Genomic DNA, 20,227 nt, shown 5'->3' with positions numbered 1-20,227 from the left:
TCAGCCGCAGAACGACCTGATCAGGCGACCGGCTCGCGCATGGTGACAAACTCTTCCGCCGACGTGGGATGAATCGCCACGGTGGCGTCGAAATCGGCTTTGGTCGCACCGGCCTTGATGGCCACCGCCAGCGCCTGGATGACTTCTCCGGCCTCAGGCCCCACCATGTGAGCACCCAGAACCCGGTCCGACGCCCGATCCACCACCAGCTTCATCAGGCACCGTTCATCGCGGCCGCTCAGGGTGTGCTTCATGGGCCGGAACTCGGTCCGGTAAATCACCACGTCCACGCCCTCGCTACGGGCTTCCTGTTCGGTTCGCCCGACGGTTCCGATGTTGGGCTGGCAGAAGACGGCGGTGGGAATGTCCCGGTAGTCCATGGCGCCCTTCCCGTCCCCGAACAGCTGCCGGGACAGTACCATGGCCTGGGCGATCGCGACCGGCGTCAGTTGGGGCGTACCAATGACGTCGCCGAGGGCGGTGATGCTCGGCACCGAGGTTTCAAATCGATCGTTCACACGAATGTGGCCGGACTCGTCCAGCTCGACACCCGCGGTGTCGAGGCCGAGCCCGTCCACCAGCGGCCGACGCCCGGTCGCGGCCATCACCAGGCCGGTTTCCAGCGTCTCACCGGTATTCAGCTGCACGGTGTAGTGGCTACCGGTCGCGGTGACCGCGTCGATATTGGTGTTAAAGCGCAGGATAACGCCCTTTTTGGTCATTTCCTGCTCAACAAATCGGCGGACATCATCGTCAAACCCCCGCAGGAATCGGTCTCCGCGGTAGATCAGGGTCGTCTCCACACCCAGTCCGGCGAGAATGCCCGCGAACTCCACCGCAATGTACCCCCCGCCCCAGATCACCGCGTGCTTGGGCAACTGGGGCAGATAAAACATGTCGTTGGAGGTGAGCACCAGCTCTTTGCCGGGGATGTCCGGCACGGACGGCCAGCCGCCGGTGGCGATGGTGACTCGCTCAGTACGGTAGGCGCGGTCGTTCACCACCACGGTACGGGCGTCCCGAAGCGTTGCTGACCCTTCAATCAGGGTGACGCCGGCGTTCTCGAGCAGTCGACGGTAGATGCCGTTGAGGCGTTCGATTTCCGCGTTCTTGTTCGCCACCAGCCGGCACCAGTCGAACGATACCTTGTCATGGGGCACGGACCAGCCGTAGCCGGCGGCGTCTTCGATGTCCTCGCCGGCATGGGCGCCGTAGACAAACAGTTTCTTCGGCACGCAGCCTACGTTCACGCAGGTGCCGCCCAGGTAGCGCGACTCCACAATGGCCACGCGCGCGCCGCGCTGGGCGCTCATCCGGGCCAGGCGAACGCCACCGGATCCCGCACCAATCACAATCAGATCAAACGGTTGGTCGTGTTCGGACACTGTCTTTCCTCATGTTCGGATAAGCCCCTGTGGCGGTGTGAAGCGCCGCCGGAACAGGATTCACGGTTTACAGGGCCAGGGTCAGGCGAGCCGATACGCGGCCCGGTGCGTTGGCCCGATCCATGGCGGCCTGATCAATCACAACGCCGTGTTGCACACTGAGATTCTCCAGCCAGGCCGCCAGGGAAGCGTAGGGTACGTCGTCCAGCCACACCCGGATTGCTCCGTCGCCGCTGGGCTCAAACCGCTGCAGGGTCAGTTTGGATTCGCCGGCCGAACGGGTAACCAGCGCCATCAGCGCCCGGCCATCCGCCGGCTTGTCGACGGCGGCAGAAGCCGCCGCGCCCTTACCGGACAAACCCTGAATGGTCGATTGGTTGGCCTGGACCCAGGCCAGCAACTCGGCGGCCTGCGCCCGGTCGTCGGCGGCCTGGGCGCGGAATCCGCTAACCGGCCGCCACAGGGCGAAATACACGAAGGCCAGGGCCAGAGCGAGGGCCAGCACCTGCAGAGCCTGCCGGTCACGCTTGGGCAATTGGTCGTACAGGGCGATAAGCCGGCCAACGGTGGGCTGTTCTTTGAGACGTTGAAACACGGGTTAGCCTCCGGACACGGTCAGGCGCCCACGGGCACCGTTGGATTCGTTCACCACCGAGCCAATCTCGGCGTTCAGCCCTTTGGCGGACAGGCCGTTGCGCAGCTTGCTCAGCCGGTCATAGCTGTCCGCGCGCAGATCCACCACCAGCTCGCCCCGGGTCTGGCTGTAGTTGATGGAGTTGAAGGTGACGTCGCTGCCCGCCGGCAGCGCGCCGTACTGTTCACCGGTGTACTTCATCAGCGGAATAAAGCCCAGATCCTGGGTCTGGCTGCCGGCCAGGCGCAGCTGGCCCTCAACGACGCGGCGCAGGTTACCGGCGTGGGTCCGGGTATCCTGGGGAAAGGCCTGGCGGTAGACGGACAGCGCCTGGGCGTTGAGCTGTTGGGCCCGTGACTGGTCGTACAGCCCGAACCCGATGTCCAGCCCCAACTGAATCACAAACCAGACCGCCAGCACGGCCACCAGCGGCCGCCAGGGGCGCAGCGGGCTGACACCGGTACCGGCGGGCGAGAACGCGCCCTGGCACAGGTTGACCGGCTGGCAGCGGTGATGGTGAAAAGCTTCCGCCAGAAGCTCAACCACAGAGATGTCCAACGCGGAAGCCTGCACGGCCAGCCGGCCCTGCCCCGCCAAATCGGAAATCAGCGTCTGCTGCTGGTCCAGCTCCGGCTGGCGGCCATAAACGGTGACCGGAACCTCGGCCGCGACGGTATCCTCCCCGGGCAACGCCAGGGTGCTGGCAAACAGGGACAGGTTATCGGACACCATCGACAGCCATTCGCCCCGGTCGCTGAGCATCAGCGCCTGCTCGCCGTCCAGGGCCAGGGTCCAGCCGCCCTCGGTGACGGGCAGCAGCGCCGCATCGGGATAGATCGCCTCCAGCCGCGCACCGGACCACCCGGAGAACGTGTCATACCAGCGGGCCATGGCGGTGCGATCAATGGCGGCCACCCGGAAGCCGTCCGGAGTGTGGGTACCAAGGGCCAGGTGCACGGTGTCGATGTCCTGGGCGACCTGCTCCTCCACCGCATACGGCAGAGCCTGCGCAACGAACCGGGACTGTTTGGCCGGGATATCCGCCAGGCAGAACAGGGCGTCCCCGCCGGGTATCAGACCCACCAGACGAACGTCGTCGAGGGCGTTCTGGGCCAGGGTCTGTTCGATGGCAAAGCGGGTGTCCCCGGCACCCCGGGCCTGCACCTCGCCGGAGGCATCCTGAAGCGCCCACTGGTAGAGCTGGCCGTCGGCGGCATCGGCGCTTGCATCGCCCGGGGCAGCAAACGGGGCCACCGGACGCAGGTATAGGCGGTACGACATGATCATCCTTCCGAGAGGGTGTAGGGCTCTTTGGTAATCCGGTTGGTCTGGCTGGTATCCCGGCTGACGGTGCGGACCTCTCCTTCGCTGTTGCGAAACACGACGCTTACCATCGTCACAACGCGATTATCGTAGGTAATCCGCGAGACAACTTCAAAAAAACGGGTCTGCACCGTCAACCCGGTGGTCTTCAGGCCGAGGCCGGCGAACTGTGGCAGCGCCAGGAAGTCCTGCACGGTACCAAACGCCTCCTGTTCCCGCTGGGCGAGCACCTCGCTGATGGCCGATTCGTTGAGCTGATCGTGCAGAGCCTGCAGCACCGGCGCCGGCGCGGTGTTCACGTTGATACCAATGCCACTGACCGGAAGCGCCGCCACGTAGGGCCGCAGCGCCTGGTAGATTTCTTCGGTCATGCCCTGAATCAGCCGCAGCTCGCTGACGCTGGCGAACGGCTGATTGGCCGCCCGGTACCCCGGGTCTTCCATCAGATACTGGCCGTCCTCGGCCCCGTAGGCGCTGGTGGTCTGTTCATCGCTGTCGATCCAATCAATCAGGGTGTCAACGGACACCTCGGTGATGCCCAACACCCGCAGCAGCCGGGTGAAGCGCTCCTTGGCGACCGGATCCACCTGCCCGTCCGGCGTGACCAGATCGTTCAGGTTGAAACGGCCGCCAAGGTCGTCAATCTGTACCTCCACCACGCCGTTTTCATCCAGCGGCAGAATCGCCGATTTGCTGGCCCAGACTTCGTCCAGGCTATCCACCTGGGCGCCCTCGTCCTTGTCGTCCTCGTAATCCTGAACCAGTATCCGGCGGGCGAACGCCTCGGCCCCCAGCGCGATGCTGTAGCCCTGCTGCTGTGCCAGGTAATGGCCAGCCTTGAACACCCGCAGGTTCAGGTTTCGGGCCATGCCCGCGGCCAGCATGACCACCAGGGCCATCGCCAATAACACCATGATCAGAGCGACGCCGCGCTGCCTCATCCCGGGTTGCCTCCACTGGTGGTCGGCGCGGTTTGCTCCGGCGTAGCCGCTGGCGTTTCCGGGTTTCCGTTATCGGAGTTCGGGGTTGCCGCCTCGCCCGTGCGGGTCACGTCGCCCTGGGCTTCGGCGGCGTCAAAGTCCGGTAGCACAAAGGTGCGGGTCAGGGTTCCGAAACGCTCGTGGGTCAGCGTGATCTCAATGCCCCGGGGCAGCGGAAGCTCCGGCCGGGCGCCCGGGCTCAGGCTGGCCATGTCCTCGTCCAGGGGCCATTGGTCGTGCCAGTTGCCCTGCCCGTCCATAAACCGCAGTTCAAATTCGGTGACGCCGGACAGGAGCACCACGTCTTCGCTGTTGTCTTCCTGGCCCTGATCCACCGTCGGCCAATAGCGACGGCGCAGTTCGTCCCCGGTGAACTCCCAGGCGACCCGCTGTAACTCGCTGCGGCGCAGTCCCAGAGGGTTTCGCCAGCCCTGGCGGGTGAGCATCAACTGGACGTTATCCGCGCGGCTGGTGAGGGCTGGCTGGTAATCGCCGTACAGGTCCCGGGCGGGCCGATTGACCACCTGGGTGATGTCCCGCTCCATCAGCAGCATGGTGCGCCAGACACCGTCAAACTGCTCGGCCAGTTCATCCACCCGGTCCCGGGAGGTCACCACGCCGTGCACCACCTGCCAGACTCCGAGGCCAATCACCGCCGTGATCGTCACCGCGATCAGCACTTCCATCAGCGTGAAGCCAGACTGCCCCGAACCCGGGTTGCGTGCGACGCGACCCATACCTATTTCTGCCCCACAAAGGCGGTGAGCGTGTGCACGGGGATGGGGTCCGGCTGGTTTGCGGCGTATTTCGCCACGGACACCTCGATGCGGCGCATGGTGGGTTCGGCGGTGGCTTTCACCTCGGTGGTCACCCGCCAGCGGAATGGCCCGTAATCTTCATCGTCGCTGTTCCGGGAAATGGACGGCAGTTGGTCCTGCAGGCGCAATTCGCTGATGCGGTTATCGGCAATCCAGCCCGCCAGGGTTTTGTCCCGCACCCGCTCGTAACCAGACACGTACTGGCTGCCGGCACCCACGGCCGCGGCGGCAATCAGCCCGAACACCAGGAGGGCCACGAGGACTTCAATCAAGGTAAAGCCACGGGGCTGTCTGCGGGGCTGGCTAAGCGGCTTTCTCACGGAGTCTTGCCCTCATCGTCCCGCCAGTGAACGCCGGAGACGCCATCAGACTCAATGGTTTCAACCCGGTCGGTGTTACCACGGGCCACGAATTCGAGCTGGAACGGGGTGGTCTCGCCGCTGGAGAAAAACACGATGTCCGGCCGGTTCTTGCTGTTCTGGTCGTCGTCGCCGCTGGCGAGCCGGGGCGCGTCGTTCTCGATGTAGGGCGTCACGACCATCCATTCCGGCAGCGGCCGCGCCTCGAACAGGCGTTCCGGCTCCGCTTTCCAGGTGCGCTCCAGCGGCTCGAAGGCCAGAAAGCGGTAACCGTCGTCATCAATGGCCAGGCCCAACTCCTGGTTGTTCAGAACCGCCTGGTCTGCCGCGGTCTGCATCAGCAGGTACAGCTCGCGAACCGTATTTTCCAGCTCACGCTGCCGGGAGTTGCCCCCCAGGGTCAGTACCGCCAGGGAGGCCATCAGGCCGACGATGATCAGGACCACCAGGATCTCGATCAGCGTAAACCCCCGATTGGCGGTACCGCGGCTCACGCCCAATTAGCCCTTGGGTGCCCAGACGCTGATGTCCGCGGCATCGCCGTCGCCGCCTTCCTGGCCGTCAGAGCCGTAGGAGTAGAGATCGTAAGGCCCTTCCGTGCCGGGGCTGACGTACTGGAAGGGGTTCCCCCAGGGATCTTCCGGCACGCTCTTGAGGTAGCCGTCCGGGTTCCAGTTCTTGGGTTCCGGGCTACCGGACGGCTTGGAGACCAGCGCCTCCAGGCCCTGCTGCGTGGACGGGTACTGGCTGTTGTCGAGGCGGTACAGGTCCAGCGCGCTCTGCACGTTTTTGAGTTGGGTCCGGGCGATGGTGACCTTGGCCTCGTCGCTGCGGCCCATGATGTTGGGGGCAACGATGGCCACCAGCAGGCCCAGGATGACCATCACCACCATGATCTCGATGAGGGTAAAGCCACGTTGGCGGGTTGCGTGTTTCATTGTGGGAGTCGTCATTGGGTTTCTCATTGGTGTTGCCGTAAGGAATGTCACTTCACAAGATTACTCATATTGAGGATCGGGAGCATGATCGCCATCACGATGATGAGCACCACGCCCCCCATGACCAGCAGCATCATGGGTTCAAACAGCGCAACCATGGCGGCAATTTTGGCCTGCAGGGTGTTTTCCTGCATCCGCGCCGTGCGCTCGAGCATGTCGTCCAGCTCGCCGCTGGCCTCGCCGCTGGCGATCATGTGCAGCATCATGGGCGGGAAGTAGCCGGTCTGGTCCAGGGACCGGTGCAGCGAGGCCCCCTCGCTGACCTTTCGGGCGGCGTCCCGCAACTGCTCCCGGAGGAAGTCGTTCGACAGCACCTCACCGGCGATGCGCATCGCCTCGACCAATGGCACGCCGCTGGTGGTGAGGATGCTCAGGGTACTGGCGTAGCGGGCGGTGTTGATGCCCCGAACCATGCCCGACACCAGCGGCAGGTGCAGCAGACGGCGATGAAAACGCTTGCGGAACCCGGGTTTGGCCAGCGCTGCCCGAAACGCGACGACCGCCGCAATCAGCAGGATGGCCAGATAAATACCGTAGGCGGTGAGAAAGTCCGACATGGCCAGCAACGCCCGGGTGAGCACCGGCAGCTCCTGGCCCTGTTTGAGAAACACCTGGATGATGTCCGGCACCACGTAGGTGAGCAGGAACACCACAATGGCGATGGCCACCACGCTGAGAATGATCGGGTAGATGGCCGCCAGCTGAATTTTCTGTCGGGCTTCCTGGCGCCCTTCGGTGTAATCCGCCAGCCGGTTCAGCACCAGGTCCAGGTGGCCGGCGTGCTCACCGGCCGCCACCGTTGATCGGTACAGGCGGGGAAAGGCCCGGGGAAACTCGCCCAGGCTATCGGCCAGGGTGTAGCCTTCCATCACCCGGGAGCGCACGGCAATCAGCATACTGCGAATCCGGGGCTTTTCGGACTGGCGGGCGGTGGCGCTGATGGCCTGTTCCACCGGGATGCCGGACTGGATCAGCGTCGCGAGCTGACGGGTGATCAGTGCCAGGTCCGCCGCGGCGAGGCCTCCTCGACGGCCCAGTGGACTGCTGCGCTGCTGCTTGTCCACCGTCGGTTCGACGGACAGCGGCGTCAGCCCCTGCTCCCGGAGCTGCTGTCGGACCGCCCGCGGCGCGTCCGCTTCGATCACGCCCTGTTTCTGCTTGCCCCGGCTGTCCAGGGCCTTGTATTCGTAGGCCGGCATTCCTTACTGGCTCCGATGGGTCACACGCAGTACCTCTTCCACTGTGGTCACGCCGTTCAGGATTTTCTGCACGCCGTCGGCGTGAATGCTGGGCCCCCGGGTGCGCGCCTCGTGTTCCAGGTCCAGCTCGCCGGCCCGTTTGTGAATCAGGTTGCTGATGGCCTCCGTCACTTCCACCACCTCGTAGATACCTATACGGCCCCGATAGCCCAACTGGTTGCAGTGTTCGCAGCCCCTCGCCCGGTAAATGGTGGGCGGGTTGGCCGGGTCCTGTTGCAGGAACTGGCAATGCTCCTCGCTGGGGGTGTACGGCTCTTTACAATGGGTGCACAGCACCCGCACCAGGCGCTGGGCGACAATGCCCACCAGGCTGGAGGAAATCAGGAACGGCTCGATGCCCATGTCCATCAGGCGAGTAATGGCGCCAACGGCCGTATTGGTGTGCAGGGTTGAAAGCACCAGGTGCCCGGTGAGACTGGCCTGGACGGAAATCTCAGCAGTCTCCAGGTCCCGGATTTCACCGATCATCACCACGTCCGGGTCCTGCCGGAGAATCGCTCGAAGCCCACGGGCGAACGTCATGTCGACTTTCGGGTTCACCTGGGTCTGGCCGATGCCGGGCAGGTTGTACTCAATCGGGTCTTCCACCGTCAGGATGTTGCGGCTGCGGTCGTTGATTTCCTGCAGGCCGGCGTAGAGCGTGGTGGACTTACCGGAACCGGTGGGGCCGGTCACCAGCAGGATGCCGTAGGGCCGGTTAATCAGCTGGCGCATGATCGTCAGGTCGCGGCCGGCCATGCCCAGGGATTCCAGCTGGATGGTGCCCGCCTGCTTGTCCAGCAGACGCAGCACCACCCGTTCGCCGCTGGACGACGGCATGGTGGAGACCCGGATATCCACCTCCCGGCCGGCGACCCGCAGCGCGATGCGCCCGTCCTGGGGCACCCGCTTCTCGGCAATGTCCAGGCGGGCCATGACCTTGATCCGGGACACCAGCAACGGCGCCAGGGCGCGCTTGGGCTGAACCACTTCCCGCAGCACACCGTCGATGCGGAAGCGCACCACCAGAGCCTTTTCGTAGGTTTCGATGTGCACGTCGGAGGCGCTGGTTTTCACCGCCTCGGTCAGGATGGCGTTGATCAGGCGGATGATGGGCGCGTCGTCTTCCTGCTCCAGCAGGTCTTCGGTTTCCGGCACGGAATCCGCCAGGGAGGCAAGGTCCATGTCGTCACCGATGCCTTCGACCATCTGCATGGCCTCGGCGGAGTCGCTCTGGTAGGCGGCGTTCAGGGCCTGGTTGAACCGGTCGGCATCAATGGTGCTGAACCGGGCACGGCCGCCGCTCAGGCGATTGGCCTCCGCCAGCGCGGCGTGAGGCGCACCGGGGCGGACGAGGATGACCGGCGCGCCGTCCTCGGAGCGGGTCAGAATCACGCCGTTGCGCTTGGCAAAGGTAAACGGGAGGCGGCCCACTGGCGCATCCGGTTGCTGAACGTCGGTCTCGGTGCTCAAGGGGGGCCTCGTCTAAAATCCTTTCCATTCAACCAATTCAGGAAGGCTACCACAGGAAAACACCCCGCTGAACAACTCGATGCACTATACTGCGACTTAGCCACATCTGTCTGTTAGTCTGTGGCTCCTGTCGCTGTCAGCGCGGCACATCAACGCTCGGAAATTACCATCAGGACCGTCCATGCTGTCGACTTCCCACCGGCTTCCGCCGCTACTCGCCCTCCTCGCAGGGCTGCTGATGATTGCCATCACGGGCCTTCAGGGGTACCGGTTCTGGCAGTCGGTCAGCGCGCCCTCGCCCGGCGCCCCGGCATCGGCGGAGCCGGTCAGCAAACGGCAGGCACCGCCGTCGGTGAACCTGGCGGACCTGACCCTGTTCGGCCAGCCGGGCCAGGCCGGCGGCGAGACCTCGGTGAACACCGAGAACCTTCCGGAAACCAACCTGAAGCTGTTCCTGCGCGGGGTGATGGCCGCCAGTGGCGACTTTCCCGGCAGCGCCCTGGTGGAAGACGCCCAGGGTAAAACCGATGTGTTTCTGGTGGGTGACACCCTGCCGGGCAACGCCACCCTGAAATCGGTGTTTGCCAACAGGATCATTATCGAGCGCTCGGGCAAACTCGAGAATCTCTACTTCCCGGATACCGACGACACCTCAGGCCTGGCCATGACCACCAGTGAGCCAGATTCAGAGCCAGCCCCGGCCGCCGAGGCACCAACGCCCTCGCCCGCCGCCTCGGGTGGCGACCTCAACGACGACCAGCGTCGAGAGGAAATCCGCCGCCGGCTGGAACTGCTGCGGGAACGCCTTCGGAACAACGGGTAAACCGCCATGACGCTGGCCGGGACCTGCACCGCCCGCCGCCAGCTCTGGCTGCCGCTGCTGCTGGTGGTGTCCCTGGCCGGCGCCTTCGAACTCAGCCATCGTCTGTTGGACTACGTGCGCGACGCCTTTGGCAACGCCGCCTACCAGCGCCTGGAAGATTGGCAGCGCCTGACCAATCTGGCCCGAAATGCCCCCATCGACAGACAGCTCACCCTGGTCAACAGCTTCTTTAACCGGGCCCGTTTCGTCAGCGACATGGAACACTGGGGCCAGGAGGACTACTGGGCAACGCCGGTGGAGTTGCTGGCCACCAATGGCGGAGACTGCGAAGATTTCGCCATTGCCAAGTACCTCACCCTCAAATCCATGGGCGTCCCCGACGACCAGATGCGGATTGTCTACGTCAAAGCGCTGTCCCTGAACCAGGCCCATATGGTGCTGGCATGGTATCGGGAACCGGACGCCGACCCACTGATCCTCGACAACCTGATCAACGACATCAAACCCGCGTCCCAACGCACGGACCTGGAACCGGTCTACAGCTTCAACGGAGCCGGCCTGTGGCTGAACCAGTCCGACCGGCGAACCAAACGCATCGGCGACGCCGCCGGCCTGGAACACTGGAAGGACCTGAACCAGCGCCTCGACCGGACCCTGGCCGGCCGCGCCCTGCCCGCTGACGCCAAATGACAGCGGCCGTGTCGCCTGGGGACACGGCCAACGGCGCCATCACCGCTACACTGCCCTCAGACAATCCGCTAACCATCGATACCACGGTTCATCCAGAGAGGAACAGGCACCATGTCGACACGACGCTGGAACGGATGGGGAGACGAAGCGTTTTCGCTGGCGCTTCCGCCTCAGGGCACCACCTTTCTGGAAACGCGCATCGGCGAGGCCCGGCCCCTCCCGGACGCCACCCTGGACACGGTCTGTGCGCGGGTGCCCGCCAGCCGACTATCGCTGACGCCGGGCCTCGAACCCCTGGTGCGCACCGATCCGGAAACCCGCGTTCGCCACGCCCGTGGCCAGAGCCTGCCGGACTGGCTGGCCCTGCGCAGCGGCGAACTGGGCCGGGTGCCGGATGGTGTCGCTTTCCCCAACAGCGCAGAGGATGTCCGGCGCCTGATGGATTACGCCCGGGAGCACCCGGTTCAATTGATTCCCTACGGCGGCGGCACCAGCGTGGCGGGCCATATCAACCCGGGCGACGGCGAGGCACCGGTGCTGACGGTCAGCCTGTCCCGCATGGACCGGCTGCTGGACCTGGACCGGGACAGCCAGATTGCGACGTTCGGCGCCGGCACCCCCGGCCCTCTGGTGGAAGCCCAGCTTCGAGCCCACGGGTGTACCCTTGGCCACTTTCCGCAATCGTTCGAACTGTCCACCCTTGGCGGCTGGGTGGCTGCCCGTTCCAGCGGCCAACAGTCCCTGCGCTACGGTCGCATTGAACAGCTCTTCGCCGGCGGCCGGGTGGAAACCCTGGCAGGCACGCTGTCGATACCCACCTTTCCCGCCTCCAGCGCCGGGCCGGATCTGCGGGAGCTGGTGCTGGGCTCCGAAGGGCGGCTCGGGATTCTTACCGAAGCCAAGGTGCGGGTGAGCCGCCTACCGGAACAGGAAGGATTTTATGTGGTGGTGTTCCCATCGTGGCAACAGGCCCGGGATGCCTGCCGGGAGCTGGTCCAGCAGCGGGTGCCGCTGTCCATGCTGCGCCTGAGCAACGCTACGGAAACCGAGACCCAGCTTGCGTTGGCGGGGCATCCTCGCATGATTCACCTGCTGGAACGGTACCTCTCCGCCCGGGGCGCCGCGGAGGGCAAATGCATGATGACCTTTGGCGTTACCGGCAACGCCCGGCCCTGCCGCCAGACCCTGGCCCAGGCACGGGCCATGAGCCGGCGCTTTGGCGGGGTGTATTTGGGCGCTGCCCTCGGGCGCAAATGGGCAGAGAAACGCTTCACCATGCCCTACCTGCGTGACGCCCTCTGGCAAATGGGCTACGTGGTGGACACCCTGGAGACCGCCACCGACTGGTCGAACGTGGATCGCCTGATGAACCGCATTGAGGACACCCTGCGTTCGGGCCTGGCGCCGGATCATGAGCGCAACCACGTGTTTACCCACCTGTCGCACTTCTACGGCGAAGGCTGCAGCATCTACACCACCTACGTGTTCCGGGTGGCGGACAGTTACGAAGAAACGCTGGATCGCTGGAAGCGGCTCAAGCACGCGGCCTCGGACTGCATCGTTCACAACGGCGGCACCATCAGCCATCAGCACGGCGTGGGTAAGGACCACGCGCCTTACCTTCCGGTGGAGAAAGGGCCGCTCGGGATGACGGCGCTGGACGCCCTGCTCCGGCACTTCGACCCGGACCAACGGCTGAACCCGGGGACGCTGCTGGGGCAATCCCAAGCGCTCGCGGTGACTGAGGAGGCAGCCCAGCCATGAGCACCAACGGGGGCACTCTCGACCAGGCTCTGGACGTGCTGGTGGTTGGTGGCGGCATCACCGGCGCCGGCGTCGCCCGGGAAGCGGCAGGAAGCGGCCTGAATACGTTACTGGTGGAACAGCGCGACTTTGCCTGGGGCACCTCCAGCCGCTCCTCGAAAATGGTGCACGGAGGCCTGCGCTACCTGGGCAGTGGACAGTGGCGACTGGCCCGGGAAGCGGTCCGGGAGCGCCAGCGCCTGTTGACGGAAGCACCGGGGCTGGTGGACCCATTGCCCTTTGTGATGGCACACCGGGCCGGCGAGTTTCCCGGGCCGGGCCTGTTTCAGGGGCTGCTGCGCCTGTACGACCGATTGGGGCACACCCGCACCCGGCGCCGGCTGACCCCGGCCGAATGCCGCGCCTTCTGGGTGCCGGGGCTCGCGGACGAGGCGCTGGCCGGCGCCAGCGTGTTTTCCGATGCGGTCACCGACGACGCCCGGCTGGTCCTGAGGGTGCTGGATGAAGCGCGCCAGGACGGCGCCCGCACCCGCAATTACACCCGGGCCCTGTCGGTTGCTGCCCCTGGGGCGGACGGGCGTCGACGGGTCGTGCTTGAGGACGTCGATACCGGCGACAGGACCGAGGTGGCCGCCCGGCTGGTCATCAAGGCTACCGGTGCTTGGGGCGGCCTCCCGCACGATTCGGAGAATCCCCCACAAGGGAACCCGGGCCTGACCATCCGCCCGCTGCGGGGCAGCCACTTGGTATTGCCCTGGCACCGGCTGCCGGTGACCTGCGCCGTTACCCTGCTGCACCCGGACGATCGCCGCCCGGTGTTTGCCTTCCCATGGCACGGAACGACGGTGCTGGGCACCACCGATCTGGACCACCGCGATAGCCTGGAACACGAGCCCAGAATTACCCCAGAAGAAGTGCACTACCTGGTAGCCATCGCGGACCGTCTGTTCCCGGGCCCGCCCGTGGCTCCGGGGGACATCCTCTCCACTTGGGCCGGCGTGCGCCCGGTCGTCACTCGGACGTCCGCCCACGGAGACCAGCAGAAGGCTCCCAGCCGGGAAAACCGTGAGCACGTGCTGCAGGTCTCCCCCGGCCAGGTGACGATTGCCGGCGGCAAGCTCACCACCTTCCGCTGCATCGCCCGGGCGGCGCTGCGCAAGGGCTTTGGGAGCCTGAGCGAATCGACGCAATCGCTCCGGCCCGAGGCGCTGCCGGTGTTCAGGCCCGCGTCCGCCGAACTTCGGCGCCCGGAAGGTCTCGGCCACCGGCAGTGGCAACGTCTGCAGGGCTACTACGGGGCCCGCCTGGCGGACCTGCTTGATACCGCGCCGATGACACCGGTACCAGGCACGGACGTGCTCTGGGCTGAGCTCGTCTGGGCCTGCCAGCAAGAGCAGGTGCGCCACCTGGACGATCTGATGCTGCGCCGCAGCCGATTGGGGCTGATCCTGCCCCGGGGCGGCGAAGCCTGCCTGGATGACTTGCGCCGCCACTGCCAGCCGGCGCTGGGCTGGACCGATGCCCAATGGCAGCGGGAAACCGAGCGCTACCGGACGATTTACCAGCAGGCGTATCAGGTGCCAGCCAACGAGGCACCGCATCCGCGCACCGACGATTCGGGCGCCACGGGATGACCACCGGCACCGGGCCCGTCCCGCTGATCCTGGCCATCGACAACGGCACCCAGAGCGTTCGAGCGCTGCTGTTTGACGCCCAGGGCAACCTGGTGGGCAAAGGCAAGCAGGAGATTGAGCCCTACTTCTCAACGCAACCCGGATGGGCGGAACAGCGGCCTGAGTATTTCTGGGACAACCTCCGGCTGGCCTGCCAGCAACTCTGGGCCAGCACCGATGCCCGCCCGGATCAGGTGGCGGGGGTCACGGTAACCACCCAGCGGGGCACTGTGATCAATCTGGATGAACACGGCCAGCCCCTGCGTCCGGCGATCATCTGGCTGGACCAGCGCCACGCCACCGTGGACGGCCCATTGCCCGGCCCCTGGGGCTGGCTGTTCAAGGTCGCCGGCCTGCAGGACACGGTGCACCGGTTCCGGGAGAACGCCCAGGCCAACTGGATTGCCGGCCACCAGCCGGACATCTGGGCCAGAACCCATAAATTTCTGCTGCTCTCGGGCTACCTGAACTACCGCCTCACGGGCCAGTTTCGGGACTCCACCGCCAGCCAGGTGGGCTATCTGCCGTTCGATTATCGCCGACACCGCTGGGCCGGGCCGAGGGACTTTAAATGGCAGGCCCTGGCGGTGCACCGGGACATGCTGCCGGAGCTGGTTCGCCCCGGCGACGTGGTCGGCCACCTGACGCCAGAAGCCATGGACCACCTCGGGCTGCCGCACCCGCTCCCGGTGCTGGCCGCCGCCTCGGACAAAGCCTGCGAGATTCTGGGCTCCGGCGGCCTCACGCCGGACATTGGCTGCCTCAGCTACGGCACCACCGCCACCATCAACACCACCAGCCCCCGCTACGTGGAGCCGGTGCGCCTGATGCCACCCTACCCGTCCGCCATCCCCGGGTTCTACGCCACCGAGGTCATGATCTACCGTGGCTTCTGGATGGTGAGCTGGTTCAAGCGGGAGTTCGGCCTGCGGGAGCAGTCCCTGGCACGCGAGCGGGGCATTGAACCCGAGGCGCTGTTCGATGAGCTGGTGCGATCCGTGCCCCCGGGCTCAATGGGGCTGATGTTGCAGCCTTACTGGTCTCCCGGGGTTCGGCAGCCGGGCCCGGAAGCCAAGGGCGCCATGATCGGTTTTGGGGATGTGCATACCCGGGCCCACATGTACCGGGCCATCCTGGAGGGGCTGGCGTACGCGCTCAGGGAGGGCAAGGAGCGGATAGAACGGCGGTCCGGCGTGGCCATCACCCGACTGCGCGTGGCCGGCGGCGGCTCTCAGAGCGATGCGGCCCTGCAACTGACGGCAGATATCTTCGGCCTGCCCGCCGAACGGCCCCACACGTATGAAACGTCAGGCCTGGGGGCCGCCATCGATGCCGCCGTTGGTCTGGGGCTTCACCCGGATTTTGCCTCCGCCACCCGCGCCATGACCCGGGTCAGGGACCGGTTTGAGCCAGACCCGGCCGCCCACGCGCTCTACGACCGGCTGTACTCGGAGGTTTACCTTCAGATGTATCGCCGGCTCCAGCCCTTGTACCGGAACATCCGGCGGATTACGGGCTATCCGGGCTAATGTCCCCGCCGCCCGGTTGCTCTCCCTGGTTGGTCGCCTCGGCCCAAGCCAGCGCGTCTTCCAGCGGCATTGGCCGGGCGTAATGGAAGCCCTGGCCGATGCTGCAGCCCAGGCTTAGCAAGCGATCGGCCACCGGACCTGATTCAATGCCCTCGGCCACCACTCGCCGGTTAAAACTGCGGCTGAGGCCGACAATCGCGTTGACCACCATCTCACCGTCGTGGTCCTCCAGCATGTCGCTGACGAAGGATCGGTCAATCTTGATCTCCTGAACCGGGATCCGCCGAAAATAATCCAGGGAGGAATAGCCCACGCCAAAGTCATCCAGGGCCACTTCCACGCCAAGCTTCTGGCAGGCAAGCACCGTGTGAATGGCATTCTCCAGGTCATCCAGGGCCGTGGTCTCTAGTACCTCAAGAATCAGCCGAGAGCGCAGCTCGGAGGACAACGGTGCCAGAGCGCCCTTAAGATCGGATACAAAGCCGGCACTCAGGAAGTGGGACGGGCTCAGATTCACGCTCACCGTGTAAGGCAACCCGGCGGCCTCGAACGCCTGCAACCGCTGCACGCCCTCGGCAATCACCCAGAGGCCGACCGCACGGGCAAATTCGGTGTATTCCAGATGGTCCAGGAAGTGATGAGGGCCAAGCAGGCCATCCTCCGGATGCTGCCACCGGATCAGCGCTTCGAAGCCTTCAACACGGCGACTGGCCAGATTCATTCTCGGCTGGTAGTGCAGAACGAACTGCTGCTCCCGCAGTGCCCGGCCCACCTGCTCGAGCACCCGAACCCGCTCTTTCCGGTTCTGGTGGACGCCCATATCGAACATCACATAGGCGTTCTTGCCAGCCTCTTTGGCGGCGTACATGGCCTGGTCCGCATGCCGGATCAGCAGGTCGGCCCCGGCATCGTCCTCCGGGTACACGGTAACCCCCATGCTGCCGGAGAGCTGCAGCACAAAGTGCCGGTAACTGATGGGTTTTCGCAAACTTTCCAGGATACGGGCATAGACCCGCTCATCCTTGACGTCCCGAAGGATCGCCACAAACTCATCGCCCCCCAGGCGGCCAACCACATCATGTTCCCGCACAATGGAGGTGAGACGGCTGGCCACCGACCGAAGTACCGAGTCACCCACGGCGTGGCCATGGGTATCATTAATGGCCTTGAATCCATCCAGATCAATGAAGCAGACCGACACCGTGCCACCGCGCTGATGTGCTTCAACCAGCTCCTGCTCGAACAACTCGGTCATATGGCGGCGATTGGGCAGGCCCGTAAGGGCATCGAAATTGGCGGCCCGTTCCAGGTGTTTCTGGTGCTCCAGCTTCTCGTTGTAGAGCCGGCGGCGTTCGATCAGCGTGCCCACCGTCTGAAGCAACGGCGACAGCTCTTCCGCCAGCCCGGCCTGGTAGCCATCGTACCGGTTGGCCAGGCCCACCAGGCCGATCATCTCATCGCCGGTGTACACCGGTATGCCAATATAGGACTGGATAGGCGGATGCCCCTTGGGCAGGCCGCCCCGCCGGGGGTCCTCACCGACGGCGTTAGACACCACCACGTCACCGGAGACCATGGCAGAGCCCAGCAGGTTGTCCAGCCGATCAAACACCATGCCCCGGCGCTCCACCTCCTGATACAGGGCCTGGGTTTCCGGGTTCCAAGCGATGTTGGTGATGGCTCGAACTTTCAGGTAGGGGGTGTCGTCGTCCCGGTGGTGGACCTCGCCGATAAAACCGAACTGGCTGCCGGTGAGCGCCAGCAGATCGCTCAGGAGAACTTCAAAGGCCGCCCGCTCGTTCTCATTGGTCAGGAACACGTTCTGGGCACGCTGAATGGCCCGGTTGATGTGGGAGACTTCGATGTAATCGGAACTGACGGACAGGAACGAACGTTCCAGCTCGTCCTCAATGATGCTCGCCAGGCAGCGGAGCACATCGAGATCCACCTCATGCAACTGGTGGGGTTTATCATCAATGATGCACAGGCTGCCGATCTTGAACCCGCTGGGCTCCCGCACCGGAATGCCGGCGTAGAACCGGATGTAGGGTTTGCCGGTGACCAGTGGATTGTCGCGGAAACGCGGGTCCAGCAGCGCGTCTTCCACGATCATTGCCTTGTCCTGGCGGATGGCGTAATCGCAGAAGGCCACGGACCGGGGCGTTTCCGTCTGGTCCATGCCCTCCCGCGCCTTGAACCACTGGCGCTCTTCGTCAATCACCGAAAACGACGCGCTCTTCACCCGGTAATGAGCCCGGGCAATCCGAATCAGCCGGTCAAAGCGCTCCTCCGGCGGGGTATCCAGAATGCCAAGCCGATTCAGGGCGGCAAGCCGCCGCTTCTCCAGATGGTTCTTTGCCGTGGTCAACGTATCGCCTCGAGACTGCCGGTGTGAAGTCACCGTACCCCAGGCGCCAGCGACAGGCCAGCGCCTCCCGTATGTTATACGTATGAACGCCCTGAAAGGATAGATGAGACCTCTACCTAGACCCGGTCCACCGGGAACAGCACGTGGCATTAACGACGCCTCAGCGATCCGAGCCAAGGCGACCGTTCTCGCTTATTCGGTACAGATCAACAGCATCTACTTCGCCGCTGGGGAAGTCGGCAACGTTGGCGTTGAGACCGACGTGCCGCCGCCACTTCCCGCACTTCCACCGGAGTTGATGCGGATAGCCGGGCCGCTGAGGGTGACGCCGCCGGCATCCAGCGTGATAAAGCTGCCGCCGCCGGCGAGTGTCAGCTCGGCGCCGGCGTCCAGAATCAGGCTGTCCCCGGCGCGATGGTGCAGGTCCGAACCTGCCTCCGAGGCATACCGGTCACCGGTTCTCTGGTGGAGGGTCCCGCCCACCGACTGGCTGACATCGCCGCCAACGTGCTGGCGCACGTGGCCATCGGTGGTTTGATGCTCATCGCCCTGAATGTGGCTGAGGGCGTCTCTGGCCACCGCGCGGTGGCTATCCTGCCCTACCACTTCGGTGTGGTTCTTTCCGGTCACCAGATCCAGATCCTTCCACGCCTGCAGGAATACGTGCTCTGCTCCTGCCGCGTCCTCAAAGCGCAGCTCGTTACTGCCCTCGCCTTTGTGGGTATGGGTTCTCAGCAACGTGCGGGTTTTGTGCTCAGGCAGCGGGTACGGCGCGGTATTGACGGCGTGATAGGTACGCCCCGTGATGATGGGCTGGTCCGGATCCCCGTCCAGGAATGAGACGATCACCTCGTGGCCGACCCGGGGCAACGCCATAACCCCGTACTGACCGCCCGCCCAGGCCTGGCTCACCCGCAGCCAGGCGCTGCTGTGTTCATCGTTTCCGGCGTAGCGATCCCAGGGGAAGCGCACCTTGACCCGACCATGCCCATCGCAGTGGATGTCCTCCCCGGCCGGCCCCGTCACCACGGCCATCTGGGGGCCATCCATCGTCGGCCGGGCCGGCACCACCGGGCGCCAGGGCCGGTCCGCGGGCATCACCTCAAACCGATTGTGATAACGGGTGGCACCGTCGGTGGCGCCTTCCTCCAGCGCCTGGGGCTGCTCCCCCACGTGGGTAACCGCCACCAGACGCCAGTCTCGGTTCATGGCCGCGTCCCTGTGGCCCTCCATCGCGAACCGGGCGCCGGGCACCAGATCGCAGCGATGGCTCTCGCCCTCCGCGACCGAAGCCTGGCACCGCCGGGCATCCAGAGCGGCCTGGGTGAAAGCGCGACCGCTTACCCCTGCTTTATAACGGCCTGGGTAATCAAAGATCTCGTAATCGTCGCGGTGCGGGAGATCCGCGGCATGGGCAGCCTCGGTTAACGTGTTCGCGGGATTTTTAAAGGTGTAATCGGCGGTCACCACCGAGGCCACTGCAACCCGCTCTATGGTCTCAAAGCGATAGGCACGCGGCGCCCGGATCCCGGGGCCAGACCGGGGCCCAACGGTAACCGGCGCCAACGATGGCGCATCACCGTAGTGATCCGCGAACACCAGCGCCGGCGGCTCGGTGCCATCAACGCTGCCGTGCTGATACCGGTAGTGCCAGCCCTCCTCCGCCGCCAGCCGTTCCACAAACGCCAGGTCGGTTTCCCGGTGCTGTACCGCGTATTCGCGAGTCTCGGGTGTGCGCCGATAATGGAACGTCACGCCGACCAGGCCCCGCTCATCCAGCAGGGTCCGCACGATGGCTTCCGGCGACTGAGCCTGAAAAATGCGGCTGTTGTGCATCAGCGATAGCCGCCACAGAGGCGGCCGGAACACCACCTGATACCGGGCCAGCCGGTTGCCAATGCCGTCCTGGGCCATCTCGGTGACGATGCCGGTGAAGCGCCGCAGCGGCTCGCCGTCCTGCCAGATGACCAGATCCACCGGCTGGTCCAGCATCTGTTCGGCGGAAACGCCCAGGTCGGTACTGGCGAGGTCCAGGTGGCCTTCAACCAGTTGGGAGAGGCCTTCTGTCAACGAGAAGCCAACGACGGCAAAATGATCGGCGGGGTAATCGGCAATACGGGCGGTAAACTGCAGTCCGTTTGGCTGGGGCATGTCTTCAGTCCTTGAAGTAGG

17 protein-coding genes are annotated in these 20,227 nt (G+C 65.1%); 5 read left to right on the top strand and 12 right to left on the bottom strand.

Features of this window, described 5'->3' with window-relative positions:
• Window positions 1-20 precede the first annotated feature (20 nt).
• The 10 genes from gorA to gspE all read right to left on the bottom strand — a co-directional run bounded on the left by gorA (window position 21) and on the right by gspE (window position 9,208).
• Window positions 21-1,385, bottom strand: coding sequence for a glutathione-disulfide reductase (gene gorA, locus V3388_RS14365; RefSeq protein ID WP_336368265.1), 1,365 nt, complete (start codon window positions 1,383-1,385; stop codon window positions 21-23).
• A 67-nt stretch (window positions 1,386-1,452) separates the two neighbouring features.
• The gene (locus tag V3388_RS14360) at window positions 1,453-1,980 is read right to left on the bottom strand and encodes a type II secretion system protein M (protein ID WP_336368264.1); all 528 of its coding nucleotides are present in this window, start codon (window positions 1,978-1,980) and stop codon (window positions 1,453-1,455) included.
• A 3-nt stretch (window positions 1,981-1,983) separates the two neighbouring features.
• Window positions 1,984-3,300: a type II secretion system protein GspL gene (gene gspL, locus V3388_RS14355; protein WP_336368263.1), complete on the bottom strand. Its 1,317-nt coding sequence runs from the start codon at window positions 3,298-3,300 to the stop codon at window positions 1,984-1,986.
• A 2-nt stretch (window positions 3,301-3,302) separates the two neighbouring features.
• Window positions 3,303-4,283: a type II secretion system minor pseudopilin GspK gene (gene gspK, locus V3388_RS14350; RefSeq protein WP_336368262.1), complete on the bottom strand. Its 981-nt coding sequence runs from the start codon at window positions 4,281-4,283 to the stop codon at window positions 3,303-3,305.
• Window positions 4,280-5,059, bottom strand: coding sequence for a type II secretion system minor pseudopilin GspJ (gene gspJ, locus V3388_RS14345; protein WP_336368261.1), 780 nt, complete (start codon window positions 5,057-5,059; stop codon window positions 4,280-4,282). The genes gspK and gspJ overlap by 4 nt, the downstream gene beginning before the upstream one ends.
• A gap of 2 nt (window positions 5,060-5,061) precedes the next feature.
• Complete coding sequence (gene gspI / locus V3388_RS14340; protein ID WP_336368260.1) at window positions 5,062-5,460, bottom strand: type II secretion system minor pseudopilin GspI; 399 nt, start codon at window positions 5,458-5,460, stop codon at window positions 5,062-5,064.
• Complete coding sequence (gene gspH / locus V3388_RS14335) at window positions 5,457-5,993, bottom strand: type II secretion system minor pseudopilin GspH (protein WP_336368259.1); 537 nt, start codon at window positions 5,991-5,993, stop codon at window positions 5,457-5,459. Before gspH ends, gspI begins: the two co-directional genes overlap by 4 nt.
• Before the next feature lie 6 nt (window positions 5,994-5,999).
• Window positions 6,000-6,437 carry a type II secretion system major pseudopilin GspG gene (gene gspG, locus V3388_RS14330; RefSeq protein ID WP_336368258.1) on the bottom strand — a complete coding sequence of 146 codons (438 nt, stop codon included), beginning with the start codon at window positions 6,435-6,437 and terminating at the stop codon, window positions 6,000-6,002.
• Between the two features lie 47 nt (window positions 6,438-6,484).
• On the bottom strand, window positions 6,485-7,696 hold the full coding sequence (gene gspF / locus V3388_RS14325; RefSeq protein WP_336368257.1) for a type II secretion system inner membrane protein GspF: 1,212 nt from the start codon (window positions 7,694-7,696) through the stop codon (window positions 6,485-6,487).
• 3 nt (window positions 7,697-7,699) lie between these two features.
• A complete protein-coding gene (gene gspE / locus V3388_RS14320; protein ID WP_336368256.1) occupies window positions 7,700-9,208 on the bottom strand; it encodes a type II secretion system ATPase GspE in 1,509 nt (502 codons plus the stop codon).
• A 181-nt stretch (window positions 9,209-9,389) separates the two neighbouring features.
• On the opposite strand from gspE, the gene V3388_RS14315 reads away from it, so the two are divergent.
• The 5 genes from V3388_RS14315 (at window position 9,390) to V3388_RS14295 (ending at window position 15,687) form a co-directional block, all read left to right on the top strand.
• Entirely contained in the window at window positions 9,390-10,031 is a 642-nt protein-coding gene (locus V3388_RS14315) for a type II secretion system protein N (RefSeq protein WP_336368255.1), read from the top strand.
• Window positions 10,032-10,037: 6 nt separating this feature from the next.
• The gene (locus V3388_RS14310; RefSeq protein ID WP_336368254.1) at window positions 10,038-10,721 is read left to right on the top strand and encodes a transglutaminase-like cysteine peptidase; all 684 of its coding nucleotides are present in this window, start codon (window positions 10,038-10,040) and stop codon (window positions 10,719-10,721) included.
• A gap of 111 nt (window positions 10,722-10,832) precedes the next feature.
• Window positions 10,833-12,485: an FAD-binding oxidoreductase gene (locus V3388_RS14305; protein WP_336368253.1), complete on the top strand. Its 1,653-nt coding sequence runs from the start codon at window positions 10,833-10,835 to the stop codon at window positions 12,483-12,485.
• On the top strand, window positions 12,482-14,119 hold the full coding sequence (locus V3388_RS14300; RefSeq protein ID WP_336368252.1) for a glycerol-3-phosphate dehydrogenase/oxidase: 1,638 nt from the start codon (window positions 12,482-12,484) through the stop codon (window positions 14,117-14,119). The genes V3388_RS14305 and V3388_RS14300 overlap by 4 nt, the downstream gene beginning before the upstream one ends.
• On the top strand, window positions 14,116-15,687 hold the full coding sequence (locus V3388_RS14295; protein ID WP_336368251.1) for an FGGY-family carbohydrate kinase: 1,572 nt from the start codon (window positions 14,116-14,118) through the stop codon (window positions 15,685-15,687). The genes V3388_RS14300 and V3388_RS14295 overlap by 4 nt, the downstream gene beginning before the upstream one ends.
• On the opposite strand, the gene V3388_RS14290 is transcribed toward V3388_RS14295, so the two are convergent.
• Together V3388_RS14290 and V3388_RS14285 are read right to left on the bottom strand one after the other, a co-directional pair.
• Entirely contained in the window at window positions 15,668-18,055 is a 2,388-nt protein-coding gene (locus V3388_RS14290; protein WP_336368250.1) for a sensor domain-containing phosphodiesterase, read from the bottom strand. The genes V3388_RS14295 and V3388_RS14290 overlap by 20 nt on opposite strands.
• A 216-nt stretch (window positions 18,056-18,271) precedes the next feature.
• Window positions 18,272-20,206, bottom strand: coding sequence for a type VI secretion system Vgr family protein (locus tag V3388_RS14285; protein WP_336368249.1), 1,935 nt, complete (start codon window positions 20,204-20,206; stop codon window positions 18,272-18,274).
• Window positions 20,207-20,227 lie beyond the last annotated feature (21 nt).

This window comes from Marinobacter sp. C2H3, from assembly GCF_037080155.1.
Lineage (GTDB): Bacteria > Pseudomonadota > Gammaproteobacteria > Pseudomonadales > Oleiphilaceae > Marinobacter.
This window is presented reverse-complemented; position numbering and strand designations above follow the sequence as displayed.